Source organism: Agarivorans sp. MS3-6 (assembly GCF_054112545.1).
In genome coordinates, this window is record NZ_CM134202.1 from 2,161,968 (window position 1) to 2,182,040 (window position 20,073).

Sequence of the window (20,073 nt, forward strand, 5' to 3'; positions counted from 1 at the left end):
GGAATAATATAGAAGATTATACTGGGGGAAACCTTGGAATAGATCACATTTTAATCAGCCTAAAAATTTAATTTCGTTTAACTAAAACTGGCATGTTTTAGTGCTGCCAGTAATGATGGGTAACTGGCCTGAAAATGTTCACTATTGGCGCATTCAAACCAAGTACTTTCGCTTAAGCCATCGAAACGCCACCACCATAATTGTGGGCCAAGATAAAACCCTAAGACTTGCCAATCGGCGCCTTGTTCAGTCACTGAGATTGGCCAAGATTGCTGCTCAACAAACTGTTTAGCTTGAGCTAAAAAATGCGCCTCACTAAACACTAGATTAAGTTTAATAACCGCATGTTCTTCAAGAATGTCTACGCGACCACTTAACTGCTGCATGATATTTCCAAACACTTGCCCCAGCTAGGCGGCGTTTCGGCAAAACGTTGCATATCTGCTTGCTGACTAAAAGGCTGGCTAAGCACCTTATGTAGCAATTGTAGATTCGCATAATCGCCGCCTTCAGCTTGCTCAATCGCGTGTTGCGCTAAATAGTTACGTAATACGTATAAAGGTACGTGCTGCTGAATATGTTCGATACGTTGTTGCTGGCTCAGCGTGCTATGCTGACAACGCGCAGTATAAAGCGTTAACCAAGTTTGCCATGGCTCAGCTAAGCGCTGCGGTAATTCTTCTAAGGGCTGCGCTAGGGCGCGTAAGCTTTGATGATAGTCGGCTTTTTGCTCGGCCAAGAGTTTAAGCAATTGCGCCAATAGTGCTTCGTCTCCATCCTGCCAAACCTGCAATCCCAATTTATTTAGCATCAAGCTTTGGTAATGTTGATTAATCTTCTGTTGATACCGCACCCACAGCGGTTCTGTTTGGTGGCTTGGTATGCAATCAGACAAAGCCTGCGCTAAACGCTGTAAGTTCCACAACCCTATTCCCGGCTGCTGATTAAAGGCATAACGACCATAGTGATCGCTGTGATTACAAATATGTAACGGGTCGTAATCATCAAGGAATCCATAGGGGCCGTAATCCATGGTGAGCCCTAGTATCGACATATTGTCAGTATTCATGACGCCATGACAAAAGCCTTCAGCTTGCCACTGGGCAATCATCAAGGCGGTGCTATCTACAACTTGTTCCAGCATTGCTAATACGGGGTTTGATTGTTCAAGACAATCGCTAAAGTAATGCTCCAAGCAAAAATCAACTAAGCGCTTTAAGGGCTTAGTTTGCTGCTGGTGATAAAGGTATTCAAAATGACCAAAGCGAATATGGCTGGGTGCCATACGCACCAACATCGCTTCTTTTTCAAAACGCTCCCGTTGCACTAGGCCAGAACCCACCGTTAAACTCAAGGCTCGCGTAGTAGCAATCCCTAAAGCCGCCATGGCTTCACTAGCCAAAAATTCACGTATGCTAGAGCGTAATACCGCTTTACCATCACCTTGTCGTGAAAAAGGGGTTAATCCAGAACCTTTTAATTGCAGCTCCCAGTAATCACCTTGCGGCGTTTTCACTTCACCGAGCAATAAGGCTCGGCCATCACCAAGCTGCGGTGAATAACCACCAAACTGATGCCCTGCATATACCGTAGAAGCAGGTTGCATACCATCAATCAATAGCTTACCAGCGCTTAAACCCAAGGCCTGCGGGCCTGCCATAAAACCGCTGTCTAAGCCAATTAACTGAGCCGCATCGTGACTAACAATGGCCATTTCAGGATCTTTTAGTGGCGTAGGTTGCTGCTGATGGCATAGATCCGGTAATTCAGTGGCAAAACGATTCACAAATTCCATGTGTGACCCTTGATTAGCAAATGATAAGTACTTAGCTTGCCTGATATTGATCGATAAGGCCCAAGAATTGATACCCATATCGTTCTAGTTTCTTTAAACCCACACCACTAATGGCCAACATTTCATGTTGCGTTTGCGGTTGTTGCTGCGCCATTTCAATCAATGTCGCATCGTTAAAGACCACAAATGGAGGTACCGATTCTTCATCAGCCAAGCGCTTTCTTAAATTACGTAGCAAAGCAAACAAACGTTTATCATAAACCCCATAACTGGCGGTTTTTTTGCTTTGCTTGGTGGTATTTAGGCGCGGTACCGCCAACGATAATGGTTGCTCACCCTTGAGAAACGGTCGTGCGGCTTCGGTAAGTTGGAGCACAGAGCTACGAGCAATGTTTTGCTGTAACAAGCCCAAATGGATCAATTGACGTAAAATGCTCATCCAATGCTCATGACTGGCACTTTTTCCGATCCCATGCGTAGACAGTTTGTCATGACCTTGTTCAAGTATGCGCTGTCCCATACTGCCACGTAATACTTCGATAACGTAACCAATACCAAAGCGCTGACCTAAGCGATAAACGCAAGATAGTGCCTTTTGTGCATCTTGCAGACCATCATATTGCTTAGGAGGGTCTAAACAAACATCACAGTTACCACAAGGTTTAGCGAGATACTCACCGAAATAATTCAACAATACTTGGCGACGACAGGTTTGTGCCTCAGCAAAGGCCACAATGGCATTAAACTTATGGCTTTCCACTCGCCGCTGTTGCTCGTTTTCATTTTCTTCAATCATCCGCCACACCCAATTCGCATCGGCAGGATCATACAAAAATACCGCTTCGGCTTCGGTGCCATCTCGCCCTGCGCGACCGGTTTCTTGGTAATAAGCTTCAATATTTCGTGGAATATCGTAGTGAAATACATAGCGCACATTGGGTTTATCAATGCCCATTCCAAAGGCGACTGTGGCAACCACCACTTCTATTTCATCCCGCTGAAACTGTTCCTGCACCAACTGGCGTTGTGCTATTGGCAAGCCCGCATGATAGGCAGCACTGCGCAAACCTTCTGCGCTCAGTTTCATCGCCAACTCTTCGACGCGTTTACGGCTACTGCAATACACAATACCGCTGTCTTCTCGGCGTCGTTTTACATAATCACTAAGCTGCTGCCAAGGGCGATATTTTTCTTGTAAGGTATAACGAATATTAGGGCGGTCAAAACTAGATATATGGGTGAAGGCTTCACCCAGCCCCAATCGCTGAACAATATCTAAGCGTGTTGTATCATCGGCGGTCGCGGTTAAAGCGACCAAGGGTATGTTAGGAAAATTCTGTTTGAGGCAACCCAGCGCATTATATTCAGGCCTAAAATCATGACCCCATTGCGAAATACAATGCGCCTCATCAATGGCAAACATAGCCAAAGGCAATGCTTGCAAGCGTTGTATAAAGTCACCATTAATCAATCGCTCGGGCGAAATATACAGTAATTTCAGCTCACCCTGCTGGAGGCTTCGGTAAACTTGGTATTGCTGATCACGCGCTAAGCTAGAGTTTAAGTAGGCTGCATTCACACCATTATGCTGCAAACTGTCTACTTGATCTTTCATCAACGAAATGAGTGGTGAAATGACCACTGTTAAACCTGACTTAACTAAAGCAGGAATTTGGTAACACAAGGATTTTCCACCGCCCGTAGGCATAATGGCAAGGCAATCTTGGTCTGCCAACAAACGCTGAATAACCGCCGCTTGCCCGCTTCTAAATTCGGCAAAACCAAAAACATCTTGTAGAACTTGCTGGGCGCGCTGCATTCGGGGTGAAATCCAAAACTGTGTTGTTGGCTAATCGGTCGGCTATTGTAATCAAGCGCCACGGTCTTGTCTTGGTTTGCCTTTATTCTTTTCTCGCTATATTGTATTTAAACAGGCGTTTAACTTTTAAGGATTAATGATGACCACCCTACGACAACAAAAATGGCGTAAAGCCATCGCCGACACCTTCATCAATCAAATGCCTTTTAATCAATTACTTGGTATTGAATTGGTAGAATACAGTGCTACCGGAGTCACCCTAAAACTCGCCATGGCCCCCAAATTAATCGGTAACCCCATTCACGGCATCTTACATGGCGGAGTCACTGCCACTATTTTGGATGTAGCCGGAGGAATGACCGCGGCCGCAGCGGCAGTACAACGTTTAGAAAACCTATCCAGTAAAGAATTGTCAGTACGGATGAGCAAAACCGGTACCATAGATCTGCGCATTGATTACTTACGCCCGGGAGTAGGAGAGCTATTTTATGCCTCTGCAGAAGTGATCCGTTCAGGCAATAAAGTGACAGTAACTCGCATGGAGCTACATAACCAAGAGGGTACCCATATTGCTTTTGGTACCGGTACTTACTTAGTTGGCTAGTCCAGTTCGCTTGCCACTGGGTAACTATTTTCTCATTTTCCTTAAGTAAATATTGATATCTCACTGTCAGTTATGACTATACTAAGGACATTAACTCTTCTGTTAAATAGGCTATCAGGCTAATGAGCGCTCCGACTATTTCGCCCAGTGTAATCAGTTTACTACAAGCTATTCTGCAAACCGTGCGAGAACACGCCCACAGCTTAAGCATAGAAGATATCGATCAATGGTTAGAGCACGAGCTTGAAGGGTACGGTGATTTTGCTCACTTCCCTGATTACCGAATCGTAGAATGTAAACTGTTCGGCATTTTTAAGAAACCGGGCCAAGAGTTGCAGCATTTTGAGCAAATTCACGATGACTGTCTAAATGAACGAGACCGTTGCCAACTCCGTTATTTGCACCTTCAGTTATCGTTAAGCGACTGCTTAAGCACAGAGGAAGAAATTCAACGCGCTTGGCCTACTCGGCTTTTAGCCAGCTATGCCGAGGATATTATTCCCGGCTACCAGTGTGTACGTGCTTGGCAAAGTTTCCATGCTCCACTAAATGAACGCTTAATTAGTGGTGTGCTCGGCCATTTAATTCACTTGTTACTGTTATCTGATAACCCCAAAGGTGCGGTACTCATCGCAGAGGTGGCTGAGCAGTGTAAGCAACACCCCCAACTAGATTTGCTATGGGCTAAACTTTACAAAGATGCCACCTCAACCGCATAAACAACTTGAGTCAATCATCCTAGCAACCGCGCAATTGAATATATGGCTGCATATCCATTCACCTGATACACTACACTGACTTTCTCGCCAAACTCCCAACTTAATGCCTAATCAAACCACTAAGCACGGTGTAATCTTTGCCCTTGCCGCCTATGTTATGTGGGGCTTTGCTCCCGTATATTTTAAAAGCCTGACTCAAGTACCTGCCTATGAAATTTTAGCGCATCGCGTCATTTGGTCTTGTGTATTTGTGGCAGCCTTGCTCGGTTTAGGTAAGCAATGGGGGGCGGTAAGTGCGGTTATCAAACAACCCAAGCAATTAGCTACGCTAGCACTAACCTCAGTGTTAATAGGCTTAAATTGGTTGATTTTCATTTGGGCGGTCAATAATGACCGCATGTTGGACGCTAGTTTGGGTTACTACATCAACCCCTTATTTAATGTTGTGTTAGGCATGCTGTTTTTGGGGGAGCGCTTTCGTCGCGCTCAATGGGTTGCGATTGGTTTAGCCCTCAGCGGCGTGTTAATTCAGGTTATAAGCTACGGCTCTCTGCCGTGGATTGCGATCAGTTTAGCGGTGAGTTTTGGCTTTTATGGTTTACTACGCAAAAAAGTCAACCTAGCAGCCTTGCCAGGATTATTTGTGGAAACCCTATGGTTATTTCCGCTAGCGCTGGCTTATCTAGGGTTATTTGCCGATTCAGCTACCAGCCATTTACTCGGCAATACTAGCAGTTTAAATATATTGTTATTAAGTGCAGGCATCGTCACGACCCTGCCCTTATTGTGTTTTGCTGCGGCCGCTACGCGCTTACGCCTGTCTACTATTGGTTTCTTTCAATACATTGGCCCCTCGCTGATGTTCATTTTAGCCACCAGTGTATATGGCGAAGAGCTAGAGCCCATGAAGCTACTCACCTTCGCTTTTATTTGGCTAGGTTTAAGCGTATTTACCTGGGATGCCTTACGTAACCAACGCAGACAAAAAAAAGCAGCCAAATAATGGCTGCTTAGACCTTACCCATTAGATTTTTTCGAGTCGGGCGTAAGCGAGTACCAGCCATTTCGCGCCCGCTTCTTCAAACTGCACTTGCACCCGACTTTGTTGCCCAGAGCCTTCATAATTCAACACGATACCCGCACCAAATTTAGGGTGGGCAACTCGCTGCCCTAAACTAAAACCACTATCATCAAAGGCTGCTTGTTGTATTTGGTGAGAAAAGCGTCCTTGTTGCACTGGTCGGCTAACAGCGGTATTCAAGCGGATTTCATCCAAGCATTCACTGGGTAGCTCACGCAAGAAGCGTGAAGGCGGATGAAAAACCTCTTTTCCCCACAAACGACGGCTCTCAGCATGGCATAAATATAATTTTTGCATGGCTCGGGTCATGCCCACGTAACACAGTCGGCGCTCTTCTTCGAGTCGTCCAGACTCTTCCGCCGACTGCTGGCTTGGGAACATGCCTTCTTCGACGCCCACTAAAAACACCACTGGGAACTCTAAGCCCTTGGCACTATGCAAGGTCATGAGCTGCACCGCCGCTTCATCAGCTTCAGCTTGATTGTCACCCGCCTCTAAGGCCGCATGTGATAAAAAAGCCACCAGAGGCGAAAGATCTTGGTCTTCTTCCATTTGCGTGAATTGCTGGGTGGCGGTGACCAGTTCATCTAAGTTTTCTACACGAGCTTGGGCTTTTTCGCCCTTTTCAGCTTGATACATCGCTAGTAGACCAGAGCCCTTAACTACGTAGTCAGTTTGCTCGCCTAGGGCCATTTCTTGAGTTTGTAACTTAAGCTGTTGTAGCAACTGTACAAATTGACTCACTGCATTGGCCGCACGCCCCGACAGGGCATTTTGTTGCAAACAATAGTCTACCGCTTGCCACAGGCTTAACTGCTGCTCACGGGCAGCTTGACGCAGCAACTCAATGGTTCGCTGCCCAATCCCACGGGTAGGGGTATTGACCACACGTTCAAATGAGGCGTCATCGTGAGGATTACTGATTAAACGTAAATACGCCAAGGCGTCTTTGATTTCTTGGCGCTCGAAGAAGCGTAAGCCACCATAGATGCGATAAGCCAAACGCTCTTGCATTAGCGCTTCTTCCAATACCCGCGACTGAGCATTGTTACGATACAAAATGGCACAATCAGCGAGGCTAGCGCCATGCTCTTCAACACGCTGTTGAATACGCGCCACCACAAAGCGGGCTTCGTCGATATCATTAAAAGCGGTGTAAATAGAAATCAACTCGCCATCTTTATCATCGGTCCAGAGACTTTTACCCATACGACCTTGGTTGTTTTCGATAAGCTGATTAGAGGCTTTTAGAATATTGGCGCTGCTTCGATAATTTTGCTCAAGACGAATAGTATTCACCTTTGGTACATCTCGTTCGAAGCTTTGAATATTTTCAATTTTAGCACCACGCCAGCCGTAAATAGACTGGTCGTCATCGCCTACGATAGTGATGTTATTGTGGTCGGTAACCAACATTCGTAGCCAAGCATATTGAATGGTGTTGGTATCTTGAAATTCGTCCACCAGAATATGGCGAAAACGCTGTTGGTAATGGTGCAAGATATGCGGCTGTTTTAGCCACAATTCGTGGGCGCGTAACAACAATTCAGCAAAATCGACCAAACCAGAACGATCACATGCCTGCTGATACGCTTGATAAATTTCTAACTGCTGACGCTCAATGGGATTGTTACTGTAGTCTACATGTTCAGCCCGTTGGCCCTCATCTTTACGCGCATTGATATACCATTGAACTTGCTTGGCGGGCCATTGTTTCTCATCTAGATTCATCGCCTTGATTAAGCGACGCAATAGGCGATATTGATCGTCAGAATCGATGATTTGAAAGTCATCGGGCAGGCCTGCATCACGAGAGTGGGCACGTAATAGGCGATGCGCCAGCGAGTGAAAGGTCCCCATCCACATACCTTGAAAGCGATTGCCGACTAATTTCTCAACCCGTGAACGCATTTCTGCTGCCGCTTTGTTGGTAAAGGTGACCGACAAAATTGATAGTGGAGAAACATTTTCCACCTGCATTAGCCATGCAATGCGATGCACCAAGACACGCGTTTTACCGCTACCAGCGCCCGCGAGTAATAACATATTGCTAGGTGCAGCGGCGACGGCTTCGCGCTGCTTATCATTGAGGCCGTCTAACAGCTCAGAAATATCCATGGTGCTCTCTTGAGGGGTAAAAACACCTGTATATTATAACAGGTATTGAAGTTGTGCCAGTTGGCTTATCTCGATATCGGGTAAAGCGGTCAGTTTTCTTGGTTGTTGGCTATTTTGATTAAGCCAAATAGAGCGGTAACCCGCCTTAGTGGCCCCCGCAACATCGGTAATGCAGTGATCGCCAACGTGAGCAATTTGCTGCGGTGCCAACTGTAACTGTTGACTGGCATAGTGGTACATATCAGCCGCTGGCTTGGCGCTAAACTTGCCACCAGCCTTTAGCTCTAGCTCGAACAATCCACCTAAGCCAATTTGGAGAATATCAACATTACCATTGGTGATCGCGACGAGACGATAGCGGCTGGCGAGCTGTTGCAGTAACGCCAAACTGGTTGGCGGCACCACAAAGTCACTACGTACCGCTAAGAACTGCTGAAATATTTGCTCGGCTAAGTGACTCGCCGCTACTTGCTCCAGGCCGTGCTCAACAAAGGCCAAGCGCAACCAAGCTATACGGCAGGCGCTCACATCACCTTTCAATTCTGGATTATTCTTAATAATACGGCGTTTATACTGCTGCCACTGACTCGTGGTCAAATGTGCAGTGGCATGCACTTCAGATTTAAGATAATCCATTAACCACTGTTCGGCGCGGTGAATATGCGGCCAGTTATCGTATAAAGTATCATCTAAGTCGAAAGACAGCGCCTTTACAGGTGACCAACTTCGGTAAAAAATCATCTGCTTACTCGCTTAAGGTTTACGTTTAGCACGTGGGTGAGCCGCATCATAAGTACTCGCCAAGTGGGCAAAATCTAGATGGGTATAAACTTGGGTAGTGGATAAGTTAGCGTGCCCCAATAACTCTTGAACCACACGTAAGTCACCACTACTTTCTAATAAATGCGTAGCAAAAGAATGGCGCAACTTATGAGGATGAAGGGTGCTGCTTAGTTGCATTTGCTGCGCCCAGTGTTGCAAACGCTTTTGCACAGTGCGGTGGCTAATTCGCTGTTGGCGAACACTAACAAACACCGCCGGCTCCGCTTCGTCCATGACCAATAAGCGCCGCTGCTTAAGCCAGTGTTTTAGTGCTTGTTCCGCTTTAGAGCCAAAAGGCACCAAACGCTGCTTGTTACCTTTACCGGTGACCAACAACTGCTGTTGTTCAAAATCGATATCCGAAACATTTAAACTCACTAGCTCAGCCAGTCGAATACCGCTGGCGTACAATAATTCCATCATAGCTAAATCACGGCAACTGACTAAATCACTGCTATCTAAAGACAATAACTGCTCAATAGAATCAATGTCTAAGTTCTTGGGTAATGGCTTGCTTTGCTTGGGAGCAGAGATACCAATCACCGGATTGAGCGGGACTATTTGTTGACCCAGTAAATAGTTAAAAAAGCTTCGCAAGGCCGACAATTTATTCGCCATAGAGCGGGGCGATAAGCCGGCTGTTTTTAGTTTAACTAACACGCCACGCAAGATCTGAGAATCAACCGATTGCCATGACTGGCAACCCAGTTCATTTAACAGTTTTTGATGTTGTAGCAAGCTACGTTGGTAGGAGCTAATGGTGGCGGGGCTATAGCGACGCTCAACCTCTAGGTAGTGGAGAAAAGCGTCAATATCATCCTGCATATAACGCTTATGGCTCTTGTTTCAATGGCACTAAACGTATCAATAAGCTGGCGATTACCTGGCAGAGTTGGGTAAGTAATAAACTATCCATACCAGCCACGTAGTGGTCTGCATCGCGGCTCGCCGCAATGAAAAAGCCTAACTCAGCATTGTGGCCTAACGGCATCATTGCCACTGAGGCTATATCGTCAGTGTGCTCAAACAATAGCTCCAATTCTCCTTTAGTCATACGACCAAAATAGTGAGGCTGATGACTTAAACGAGTTACCCGTACTCGCTCGATTTGCTCATGCTCTAAACCATATTCATCAGTTAAATCACCCGACGCAAACAAGCTTTTACTCAAGCGTAAAGACACTCTTTCTACACCTAAGTCATCCACAAGCGCACGGCTTAAACGATGCTGTAATTCGGCAAAAGAATCACAGGCCATTAAATCCGGTAATAAATCTACATATACGTTGTAAATGCGTTCATTAAGACTAGCGACGGCCATTAAGTCGGTGATTTCTTGTTCGAGGTTGAGCACTTTGTCGCGCAACCGCTGTACTTGTAACTCGACTAAAGACACCGCCCCTTTCTCTTTATGTGGCAAACGCAATTGCTTTACTAAGCTGGGGTGACGCATAAAGAAATCAGGATTATCTAATAAGAACTCCACCACCAAGGTTTCGTCAATTAGCAAGGGTTGAGACAGATCGAACTCACTCATAAATGCACCTGACCATCAAACACCATGACTGCAGGGCCAGTCATTTTGACTGGTTTACCTTCTCCCTGCCATTGAATGCGTAAGCGTCCACCGGGTAAATCAACATTCACATTTTCAGCTAATTTACCTTGCTGACGCCCAACAACAACCGCCGCACACGCTCCCGTACCACAAGCAAGCGTTTCACCAACACCACGCTCATAAACACGTAGTTTAATGTTGTTCTCGTCGATAATTTGGCTGAAACCTACATTCACTTTTTGCGGAAATCGCTCATGTTTCTCTAGGCTTTTTCCTAGCGTGTCTAAAGGCGCTTGAGTGATGTCATCGACATCGATAACACAATGTGGATTGCCCATAGAGACCACACCGGCAAAAACGGTTTGCTCTTCACCCCTTAAGATGTAGGTTTTTTCTGCTTTTTTAGCGCGAAAAGGGATTTTACTTGGTTCAAACTCTGGCACCCCCATATTCACGGTGATCTGGCCATCACTCTCGACATGCAAGACGATTTTCCCCGACTTGGTACTCACCCCAATACTGCGTTTATTAGTAAGGCCTTTACTCACCACAAAGCGGGCAAAACAACGGGCGCCATTACCACACTGCTCAACTTCACTGCCATCGGCATTAAAAATTCGATAGTGAAAATCTAAATCTGGATCATAGGGTGGCTCAACCACTAAAAACTGGTCAAAGCCAATACCAAAATTACGATCTGCCAGACGGCTAATCACTTCTTGGTTAAAAAACACATTTTGGGTGACATTGTCGATAACCACAAAGTCATTACCCAAGCCGTGCATTTTAGTAAAGTTTACTAACATTATTTTTATCCTTTAGGCAACAGCGTTTCGCCGGCCCAAAGAGACTCGAGGACTTCACGCTCACGCACAATATGCGCGCTATCACCGTCAACCATCACTTCGGCTGCTCGACAACGAGAGTTATAATTTGAGCTCATGGTAAAGCCATACGCGCCAGATGAGCGCACTGCGATATAGTCGCCCGCTTCAATGGCTAATTCGCGGTCTTTACCTAAGAAATCGCCAGTCTCACAAATAGGCCCCACCACATCATAGCTAGTCGCGATAAGTTCAGGACGCTTAATCACTGGCACAATACGTTGCCAAGCGCTATATAAAGACGGACGCAACAAATCGTTCATCGCAGCATCAACAATGGCAAAATTTTTACTGTCTGACATTTTTAAGAATTCAACTTTAGACACTAAAATACCCGCATTGGCCATAATGGCACGGCCAGGTTCAAACAGTAGCTTTAATTTTCGGTCACCTAAGCGTTCAGCTAGAGCGCTAGCATAATCTGCAGGCTCGGGTGGGGTTTCATCGTCGTAATTAACGCCTAAGCCTCCACCAACATCAAGGTGCTCAATCACAATGCCCTGCTCGGCAAGCTGGTCGATTAAAGCCAGTAATTTATCGATAGCTTCGACAAAGGGCGATATTTCGGTTAGCTGCGAGCCAATATGGCAATCTAGACCTACGACATTCAACGACGGTAAATCCGCGGCATAAGCATAGGCGGCGGCAGCTTTTTCAATCGCGATACCAAATTTGTTTTCTTTTAATCCGGTAGAGATATAAGGGTGTGTGCCAGCATCAATATCTGGGTTAATACGTAATGAAATAGGCGCTACTTTGCCTAAACCTTGAGCCACTTTACTGATTCGATCTAGCTCAGGCTCAGATTCTACGTTAAAACAGTAGATACCGTGATTGAGCGCATCGGTAATTTCTTGCTCGGTTTTACCCACACCTGAAAAGACCACTTTAGCAGGATCACCCCCCGCCTTTATGACTCTTGCCAGTTCACCACCAGATACAATATCAAAGCCAGAGCCCATTCGCGCCATCACATTAAGTACCGCTAAGTTTGAATTAGCCTTTACTGCGTAACAGATCATGTGTGGACGTTTACCCGCCGCTTTGTCAAAGGCTTGCCAATGACGCTCAATCGTGGCGCGTGAATATACGTACAAAGGTGTACCGTAAGTGCTGGCTAAGTCAGCTACCGAGCATTGTTCTGCGTTTAATTGCTCGTTTTGATAACTAAAGAAATCCAATGATCTGTCCTTTTTTGTGTTGCAGTGCTTACTCTGTAGGTTCTGCTTGTGCGGGGGCCGCCGGGGTATTTTCCGGTGTCGCTTGCGGGTGAGTAAGAGGTCCTTTTTGACCGCAAGCACTAAGCCCAATACTCAGCAAAATAACAGCTATTGCCTGTTTGTTCATGATAAAGCCATGATTCTTTTTTGAATGCCCTCTATAATCCGCATTCGAAGCAAGAAAAGCAATAGGACAGGATGATTGTGATGAATGATAGTCAATATCACCAACTGGTGGATAATGCCTTTGAAAAGATCGAAACGACCACGGATAGCGATGACTTCGATATTGAATGTGATGTTAATGGTGGCGTGCTTACCTTAGAGTTTGAAAATCGTTCTAAAATGGTAATCAACAAACAAGAGCCATTACATCAGCTTTGGTTGGCGACTAAATTTGGTGGCTTCCATTTTGAGTGGCATGAAGAGCAAGGCTTGTGGATTTGTAATAGGAGCGGCGTAGAGTTTTGGTCATTCTTAACTGAATCGATTACTAAGCAGAGTGGCGAACAGCTGTCTTTCTAAGCATGCGACCCAGTAGCAGCACAATTAATTGTTAGCTGCTACGATATGACTTAACTTGCCACTGCCCTTCGACAACAACAATGTCGTAGAACTGAGGCAAGTTAAAGTTTATCACCTCATTACGAGTACCATATTGCTCTCGAGAAGAGGTGTAAAACCGATTAATTCCTTGCACTAATTCTTCTTTACTCCCTTCAAAATCTTGATACATCTCAATACGGTTGTGTTCATCAACAATATAGATGTTAAAACCAGTATTAAGATTTTCAAAGAAGTACTGTACCAATCCTTCGCTAGCATGCGCTTCTACAACGTTAGGTACTTTTTTGGTGTTTCCCGCGTTTAACTGCAAAGGCATACGTTGTAGTTTGTTATTAGAAAGCTGACGATAAAACTCTACGCCATTTTCTAATTTTTTAACCGATACGCCACGGTCTTCAATGAACAAGCCGTATTTGTCTCTACCTAATACAATGGTTTTTACAATGCGTTTATCCAAGGGTTGTAAGCGACTCTGAATACTCTCAACTAACAAGGTTTTAAAGTTACTACATATCTGTTCACGCAAGTTTTCACTGTAGCAAAATACGTCAATGTGTTCGGGAACATTGGCATCGCGATGCATCTTGCCCAATACGGTCGTTAAGGCATCAACCACCGCACTATCCCCCTTAAAATGCAGGGTTCTAATCTCATTCCAAGTATTGCGGTAGACCAGATCAACTGAGCCCACTAAACAATCAGAGTCTCGACCAAAACTAAATACGTCAGTAGCAGTAGCATCAAACTCGATCACTTTACCCGCCCATTTAGCGGTAGGATCTTTCTCTAAATTGATGAATACCCCTAAATGGCGTATTTCACAAGGACGCGTTAAGGCCGTATTACTGGCCGCATCAACATTGACTGGAAAAGCTCGGCGTAAGTCTTCAGCAAACTGTTTTAGCGTCTCAAGATTCAAATCACCTTGGTGTTTATGCAAACTTAACTGGGTTTGGTCGGTTTTAAGTTGATTAAAGTAGCTCCAGGCCATCAATTTAGAAATATAGCTGGCGTGCTCAAGTGGAGCTTGTCCGACAATCGATAAACCAGTAAGAGGCTGTTTATATAAGTACCAACCTTCAGCGCAGCTTCGCCCCTTGGGAACATGAATAAAGCTGAGATTTTCCTCTGATAAATCGGGAGAAATTTGCGGATTAATCAGGGTCACTTTGCCCGGCAAGCTTTCAAAGGCCGCATACAACTTACGTGACAATATGCCGATATCTTCAGGGTTAATTGACTCACTAATATCGTTACGGCGGGCAAAGCGAATCAAGTTTCGGTAACTTAGCATGAGTGCGTCGAGTAATTCACTGTGCGCTTGGCGAACATCTTGTACTTTCCAAGCACGGCGCAGATTAAGGTGCTCAATTTTATGTTGTGGCCAATCCCATTGCTTAACGAGCTTAGCCATGAAGCGCTGTTGCCAAGTTAACGAGCGCACGTCAACTAAATCACTCGGTAAGGGACTACATTCGCAGTTTTTCAGATAGAAACAGCGCCTAACCAAATCCAAGCGGGCGCTATCTTTAATTGATTCAAGATACTTGGTTACCTTATCCAACATCAGATAGTAAGCATCATGTTCTAGTGCAAAGGTTTGGTCTTGCTGCATGAGGCGTTTGGCTTCTACCGCCAATAAACTTGGCCTTGGGTAATCCGCCGAATACGCTTCCATTAGCAATGTTTTTAATACCGCTTTATAGGGCGAGTCGATACCCTTGTAAAGTTGCCATAAGCCAGAGCCAAAATACTCTTCTGCCGGAATGGTATCTAAGCCACCTAAATCTAACCACTCTTGATGATTAAATACACCTAACTCGAACTGAGCAGCCACAAAACTCTCATAGCTCTGCTCCAAATTAGTGGGGACGGCAAACCAGACCAACTGTTTACCGGCAAGCGGTAACGCGGTGCGATAAAATTCATCCAGCAATAACAGGTGTTGAGCACTGCCACAATTGTCTTTAGACAGCTCGCTGATAGAACCGGTCTTAAATTGGTTTTCTTCAACCATGAAGAAATTAAGCTCAACCCCTTGGTGGGCGGCCCAAGAAGAAATCTGTGCGCACTTTTCAGTGAGTAAGGCGACGCGTTCCACTGCTAAGTCGGCATTGTGACAAACCCAAATATCCAAATCGCTTGATTCAGTTTGCCCCACCGTGGCGGTACTCCCCATAGAGTACAGGCCTAAAATTTCACACTGATTAGGTTGTTCAGGGCTACATAAGAAGTGTTGCTGTAAATAAATGGCGTGCCGAGCACTAGGCTCAAATTGACAAACACCACTAGGTACTTGCCCTTCAATAAACCCAGGTACGCAAGGATGCGAATAATGCAGCATCAACGGCAACAGCTCAAATACCTGCTGAACAGCGGCAGGCATGGTCTGCAATGCGAGTTGCTTACGGTGCTGATTTGATCGCGTCACCTTCTCTAATAGAGAGGCAATTGTTTCTTGCAAAGTTTTTATTACCTGTGGCTTAGTGGGTTAATATTGACTGAATTTCAGTGATAACAAAATGTGATCATCTTAACAGTTAGTATAATACCGGTAAATACAAACGCACAATTTTTGTGCGTATATTTAGACTAGTACTAATTGTTGTAACTCAAAGAGATAGTCTTTACTCAACCATCCCTGTTAGTAATGCTTGCTTGGGCTAAAAACTATCCAGTGGTACTATTTGTTACCCAAATCAAGAGGTTTATTCCAGTGAAGAAAGTGAGAATCGCAACTCGCAAGAGCCCTTTAGCTATGTGGCAAGCCCACTTTGTTAAATCAGAGTTAGAGCGTCACCACCCCAGTTTAACCGTTGAACTTTTAGCGATGAGTACTCGAGGCGACAAGATTCTAGATACTCCCTTAGCCAAAATTGGTGGTAAAGGACTATTCATTAAGGAGTTAGAGGTGGCCATGCTGGATGGCTTGGCCGACATAGCGGTGCACTCGATGAAAGATGTACCGATGGAATTTCCGCAAGGTTTGGGCTTGCATTGTATTTGCCAACGAGAAGATCCTCGTGATGCCTTCGTCAGCAATCACTACGCCACCTTAGATGCATTACCACAAGGGGCGATTGTTGGAACCTCTAGCCTACGTCGTCAATGCCAACTCAAAGCGCAGCGCCCAGACCTAACCATTAAAGACTTGCGTGGCAATGTGAATACTCGCCTAGCAAAATTAGATGCCGGGGAGTTTGATGCCATCATTCTGGCCAGTGCCGGACTGATTCGCTTAGAAATGGCCGAACGGATCAGCGCGTATATCGAGCCCGAGCAAATTTTACCTGCCGGCGGACAAGGCGCTGTAGGTATCGAATGTCGCAGTGACGATAGCGAATTACTCGCTTTGCTTGCCCCGCTAAATCACCTAGCTACTGCAATGAGAGTGAGTGCTGAACGAGCAATGAACCGTCGTTTAGAGGGGGGATGTCAGGTGCCTATTGGTTGTTACGCCGAGCTAGAAGGTGAGCAATTATTTGTTCGCGGTTTGGTCGGGGCGATAGATGGCTCTCAAATCATTGAAAAGCAGCTTCGAGGGGCCTGTAAAGACGCCGAGCAGATCGGTTTAGCCTTAGCTGAAGAACTATTAGAAGCCGGTGCCGCGCCCATCTTACAGGCGGTCTACCAAAAATAAGGATGCCTTGTGCAAGTACTTGTTACTCGACCTAAGCCGCACAACCAACAATGTGTCAAAACGCTTCAAGCTTTTGGCTACTCAGCGATTGCGGCTCCTATGGTAGATATTAAAGCCAGCCAACAACTGGCTCAATTAAACACGATACTTGCAGCTGACAGTACTGTCGACTTAGTCATTGCGGTCAGCCAATATGCGGTTGAGTCCTGCCAACAGTTTGTCCAACAACAGCGACTAAATTGGCCAAGCTCATTACAATATTTAGCGGTTGGAAAAGCCACCGCTGAATGTTGGCAACAATATGGCGTTAAGGCCTTAGTTCCTGCACGACAAGATAGTGAAGGTATGTTGCAACTGATTGACCAACAATTGCAGGGGGTGACTCGAGCCACTATCTTACGTGGACAACAAGGTCGCGAATGGCTAGCGCAAAAACTACAAGCCAAAGGCATAGAGGTGAGCTATGTTACTTGTTACCAAAGAAATTTAATTAGTTACTCAGAGCAACAACTTGAACATTGGCGCTCACAGATCAACACTATAATTGCTACTAGTGGTGAAATTTTGAAACACCTTACTACCCTTACTAGTACACCAATGCAACGAGCTTGGCTTAAAGGCGTTACTTTATTGGTGCCAAGTCAGCGTTTGCTTGAATACGCGAAGAGTTTGGGTTTTGTGCACATTGTATTGTGCGAAGGCGCATCAGATATGGCTTTTATTAACGCATTAGCGCAGATATCGTCATCGGCAAGGAATAAAAATGACCAAAGATAAACAATCAGATAGCCAAACCAAGGCTACTCCCTCTAATGATTCAACGGCCACTAATACCCATGCCGCAGCGCCTGAGCTAGCGTCCCCTGCAACATCGAACGACTCAGGAGACAAAACAGCTAAACTACTGGCGATTATTGCGATTATTCTTAGTATTGCAATGGCCATAGGCTTATATTGGCATGGCCATCAGTTCCGCGAGCACTCAGAGACCCAAATTCAGCTAATGAAAACCAGCCTAGCGGCCAAAGAGCAAAATTTAATTAGTGGTGTGAGTTCAAATAAAAGCCAGCTCAGTAATATCGATGACAAACTGGCAGAGCAGCAACAAGCCTACGTTGCTTTGCAAGCTCAGTTAGCATTAACCGAGCAAAACCGCAAAACCATTGAGCGCCAATTAGCACTGCTGAATATTAAAGATGCTAATCATTGGCGACTCAATGAAGCCAACTACTTACTAAAGTTAGCCGCACACAAGTTATGGCTAGAACAGGATCCCGCCACAGCCATCGCTCTGTTGTTAGAAGCCGATAGCAGTATTAACAACGCCGATGACCCTCATCTGTTGCCGCTTCGTCGTGCCATAAATAACGATATTCAATTGCTAAAAGCGATACCTTTGGTCGATAAAGATGGTATTGCCTTTCAGTTAGAGAGCATTTTGCATCAAGCCGAAAACCTCCAGCTAGCAGAAATTGAACTGCCAGAAGCCGTACAACAGCAGAATAATGAACTCAGTGCCGACAGTGCCGATTGGCAGGAAAATTTAAGTAAAAGCTGGCGCAAGTTTAGTGAAAACTTCATTACCGTGCGTCGCCGTGACGGCCAAGTTGAAGCCTTAATAGAACCTCAGCATGCTTGGTACTTAAAAGAGAACCTAAAGCTACAACTACAACAAGCCGAACAAGCGCTATTTCGTTCCCACGGGGAGCTCTTCAAAGCTAAGCTGCAACGCGCTGAACTTTGGGTGACGGATTTTTTCATTCAAAACAGTCAAGCTCAAGCGATGATTGCAGATTTGCAGCAACTGCAGCAACTGAACATTGTCGATAAGTTACCGGAACAACTCTCTAGCTTAAGCGCAGCCGAGCAAGCCATTAAAGATCGCCAACAACGGCTATTACCTTCTTTAGGGGAGGGCGAGTAATGTTTAAAATACTTATCCTGCTAGTGTGCATTGCCATTGGCTTATCCCTCGGCCCGCAACTCGCGGGAAATAAAGGATACGTACTGATTGCCTTTGACAATTACACCATCGAAATGTCGGTAACCAGTGCTATTTTCCTCAGTTTTATCTGTTTCTGTGTGTTGCTACTTAGTTTATGGTTGGCTCGATGGTTATGGCTAAGTGTCTCTCGCAGCGGCAACTGGTGGGGCCAACGACGCAAACAAAAAGCCATTAGTAACACCCAACAAGGCATGCTGGCGATGATGAGAGGTGATTATCAAAACGCAGAAAAATTAGTCAGTAAAGGGGCCAGTTTTAGTGATGCTCCTGCATTAAACTATTTAGCCGCCGCCGAGGCAGCTCAGGAGCAAGGCCAAGATAAGAAGCGCGACCAATATTTGGAGCAAGCCAATAAAACATCAAACAATGAGTCGGCAGTACTGATTACGCAAGCTCGCCTGCAAATCAAGCAGCAAAACTTCCAAGCTGCGCTGAACAGTATCGAGCAATTACCACATGAAAGTATCAAGCAAGCGCCAGTAAAACGTATGCTGTTACAAATATTGCCCCAATTATCGCTTTGGCAACGCTATATTGACTTGTTACCGCTTGCCGCCAAGGCAGAATTGATTGACGCGGCCCACTATCACAGCGAGCTATCAACCAGCTATCAAGCATTATTCTTGCAGCTGGCTAATAGCAGGGGCTCAGAGGCCGTCGCTGAGCATTGGAATACCATGCCACGCAAGCAGAAAAAATCGATGACCATTGCGGCTGCCGCATGCCAAGCCTTAATTACCTCTGGTGATAACACAGCTGCGTATCAATTACTCGGTGATTTACTGAATAAACACGCCGATAAAGAACTACTAGCAGTGGCTGCAGAATTACATTTAGCTGATCCTCATCCGCTACAACAGCAACTCAGCGGCTTGCTTCGTAAACACCCTAATAATACAGCGCTATTAAACCTTATTGCTCAGTTACATATGCAACAACAACAATGGCAAGAAGCGAAAAAATACTATGAAGAGAGTATGCAAATAGCAGCCACTAGCGAGTGTTATAAAGGCTTAGCTGAAACCTGTCGCCAATTAGACGATCCTGAACAGGCAATTCATTACTACCGCCAAGCGTTGGCCATTTAGCAAGGGCTTAGCGAGACGACGTAAAGGTGTGGCAAAGATAAAAAAGCAAAATGGCGAGCTTAGCTCGCCATTTTTATACCCGCGAAGGTGCAGTAATGAGTGATTCAAATTACAACATTCACAGCACTATTCGCCTCTATTTTCGCCCTTACA

19 protein-coding genes are annotated in these 20,073 nt (G+C 45.5%); 8 read left to right on the forward strand and 11 right to left on the reverse strand.

Annotation, left to right across the window (positions count from 1 at the left end; genetic code table 11):
* Window positions 1-77: 77 nt before the first annotated feature.
* The 3 genes from ACVFI8_RS09880 to recQ are packed head-to-tail and all read right to left on the reverse strand — an operon-like array spanning window position 78 to window position 3,614.
* On the reverse strand, window positions 78-386 hold the full coding sequence (locus ACVFI8_RS09880; protein ID WP_248713424.1) for a hypothetical protein: 309 nt from the start codon (window positions 384-386) through the stop codon (window positions 78-80).
* Window positions 374-1,795: a protein adenylyltransferase SelO gene (locus tag ACVFI8_RS09885; protein WP_457873722.1), complete on the reverse strand. Its 1,422-nt coding sequence runs from the start codon at window positions 1,793-1,795 to the stop codon at window positions 374-376. Before ACVFI8_RS09885 ends, ACVFI8_RS09880 begins: the two co-directional genes overlap by 13 nt.
* 31 nt (window positions 1,796-1,826) lie before the next feature.
* Complete coding sequence (gene recQ, locus ACVFI8_RS09890) at window positions 1,827-3,614, reverse strand: DNA helicase RecQ (RefSeq protein WP_457873723.1); 1,788 nt, start codon at window positions 3,612-3,614, stop codon at window positions 1,827-1,829.
* 139 nt (window positions 3,615-3,753) lie between these two features.
* On the opposite strand from recQ, the gene ACVFI8_RS09895 reads away from it, so the two are divergent.
* From ACVFI8_RS09895 to rarD, 3 genes are all read left to right on the forward strand, one after another.
* The gene (locus ACVFI8_RS09895) at window positions 3,754-4,218 is read left to right on the forward strand and encodes a thioesterase family protein (protein WP_457873818.1); all 465 of its coding nucleotides are present in this window, start codon (window positions 3,754-3,756) and stop codon (window positions 4,216-4,218) included.
* A gap of 122 nt (window positions 4,219-4,340) precedes the next feature.
* Window positions 4,341-4,937, forward strand: coding sequence for an AbiTii domain-containing protein (locus ACVFI8_RS09900; protein ID WP_457873724.1), 597 nt, complete (start codon window positions 4,341-4,343; stop codon window positions 4,935-4,937).
* A gap of 103 nt (window positions 4,938-5,040) precedes the next feature.
* Entirely contained in the window at window positions 5,041-5,940 is a 900-nt protein-coding gene (rarD, locus tag ACVFI8_RS09905) for an EamA family transporter RarD (protein WP_457873725.1), read from the forward strand.
* A 21-nt stretch (window positions 5,941-5,961) separates the two neighbouring features.
* Here rarD and uvrD read toward each other — a convergent pair whose 3' ends face one another.
* From uvrD to lptM, 7 genes are read right to left on the reverse strand one after another with little or no spacing between them, the layout of a single operon-like run.
* Window positions 5,962-8,136, reverse strand: a complete 2,175-nt coding sequence (gene uvrD / locus ACVFI8_RS09910) for a DNA helicase II (RefSeq protein ID WP_248713429.1) — start codon at window positions 8,134-8,136, stop codon at window positions 5,962-5,964.
* A gap of 33 nt (window positions 8,137-8,169) precedes the next feature.
* Window positions 8,170-8,877, reverse strand: coding sequence for an HAD-IA family hydrolase (locus ACVFI8_RS09915; protein ID WP_248713430.1), 708 nt, complete (start codon window positions 8,875-8,877; stop codon window positions 8,170-8,172).
* A 12-nt stretch (window positions 8,878-8,889) separates the two neighbouring features.
* A complete protein-coding gene (gene xerC / locus ACVFI8_RS09920; protein ID WP_457873726.1) occupies window positions 8,890-9,783 on the reverse strand; it encodes a tyrosine recombinase XerC in 894 nt (297 codons plus the stop codon).
* Between the two features lie 7 nt (window positions 9,784-9,790).
* A complete protein-coding gene (locus ACVFI8_RS09925; protein WP_248713432.1) occupies window positions 9,791-10,495 on the reverse strand; it encodes a DUF484 family protein in 705 nt (234 codons plus the stop codon).
* Window positions 10,492-11,322, reverse strand: coding sequence for a diaminopimelate epimerase (gene dapF, locus ACVFI8_RS09930; protein WP_248713433.1), 831 nt, complete (start codon window positions 11,320-11,322; stop codon window positions 10,492-10,494). The genes ACVFI8_RS09925 and dapF overlap by 4 nt, the downstream gene beginning before the upstream one ends.
* Window positions 11,323-11,327: 5 nt before the next feature.
* Window positions 11,328-12,581 carry a diaminopimelate decarboxylase gene (gene lysA / locus ACVFI8_RS09935; RefSeq protein WP_248713434.1) on the reverse strand — a complete coding sequence of 418 codons (1,254 nt, stop codon included), beginning with the start codon at window positions 12,579-12,581 and terminating at the stop codon, window positions 11,328-11,330.
* 28 nt (window positions 12,582-12,609) lie between these two features.
* A complete protein-coding gene (gene lptM / locus ACVFI8_RS09940) occupies window positions 12,610-12,747 on the reverse strand; it encodes an LPS translocon maturation chaperone LptM (protein ID WP_248713435.1) in 138 nt (45 codons plus the stop codon).
* A gap of 74 nt (window positions 12,748-12,821) precedes the next feature.
* Here lptM and cyaY point away from each other — a divergent pair, with 74 nt between their 5' ends.
* Window positions 12,822-13,145 carry an iron donor protein CyaY gene (cyaY, locus tag ACVFI8_RS09945; RefSeq protein ID WP_457873819.1) on the forward strand — a complete coding sequence of 108 codons (324 nt, stop codon included), beginning with the start codon at window positions 12,822-12,824 and terminating at the stop codon, window positions 13,143-13,145.
* Between the two features lie 31 nt (window positions 13,146-13,176).
* Here the strand turns inward: cyaY and ACVFI8_RS09950 are convergent, their stop codons facing one another.
* A complete protein-coding gene (locus ACVFI8_RS09950) occupies window positions 13,177-15,651 on the reverse strand; it encodes a class I adenylate cyclase (RefSeq protein ID WP_457873727.1) in 2,475 nt (824 codons plus the stop codon).
* A 252-nt stretch (window positions 15,652-15,903) separates the two neighbouring features.
* Between ACVFI8_RS09950 and hemC the strand changes: the two genes are divergently transcribed.
* From hemC to ACVFI8_RS09970, 4 genes are read left to right on the forward strand one after another with little or no spacing between them, the layout of a single operon-like run.
* The gene (gene hemC, locus ACVFI8_RS09955) at window positions 15,904-16,827 is read left to right on the forward strand and encodes a hydroxymethylbilane synthase (protein WP_371923097.1); all 924 of its coding nucleotides are present in this window, start codon (window positions 15,904-15,906) and stop codon (window positions 16,825-16,827) included.
* A 9-nt stretch (window positions 16,828-16,836) separates the two neighbouring features.
* On the forward strand, window positions 16,837-17,604 hold the full coding sequence (locus ACVFI8_RS09960) for a uroporphyrinogen-III synthase (protein ID WP_457873728.1): 768 nt from the start codon (window positions 16,837-16,839) through the stop codon (window positions 17,602-17,604).
* Window positions 17,591-18,751, forward strand: coding sequence for a uroporphyrinogen-III C-methyltransferase (locus tag ACVFI8_RS09965; protein WP_248713439.1), 1,161 nt, complete (start codon window positions 17,591-17,593; stop codon window positions 18,749-18,751). Before ACVFI8_RS09960 ends, ACVFI8_RS09965 begins: the two co-directional genes overlap by 14 nt.
* Window positions 18,751-19,920 carry a heme biosynthesis HemY N-terminal domain-containing protein gene (locus ACVFI8_RS09970; protein WP_248713440.1) on the forward strand — a complete coding sequence of 390 codons (1,170 nt, stop codon included), beginning with the start codon at window positions 18,751-18,753 and terminating at the stop codon, window positions 19,918-19,920. Before ACVFI8_RS09965 ends, ACVFI8_RS09970 begins: the two co-directional genes overlap by 1 nt.
* Window positions 19,921-20,073: the final 153 nt, after the last annotated feature.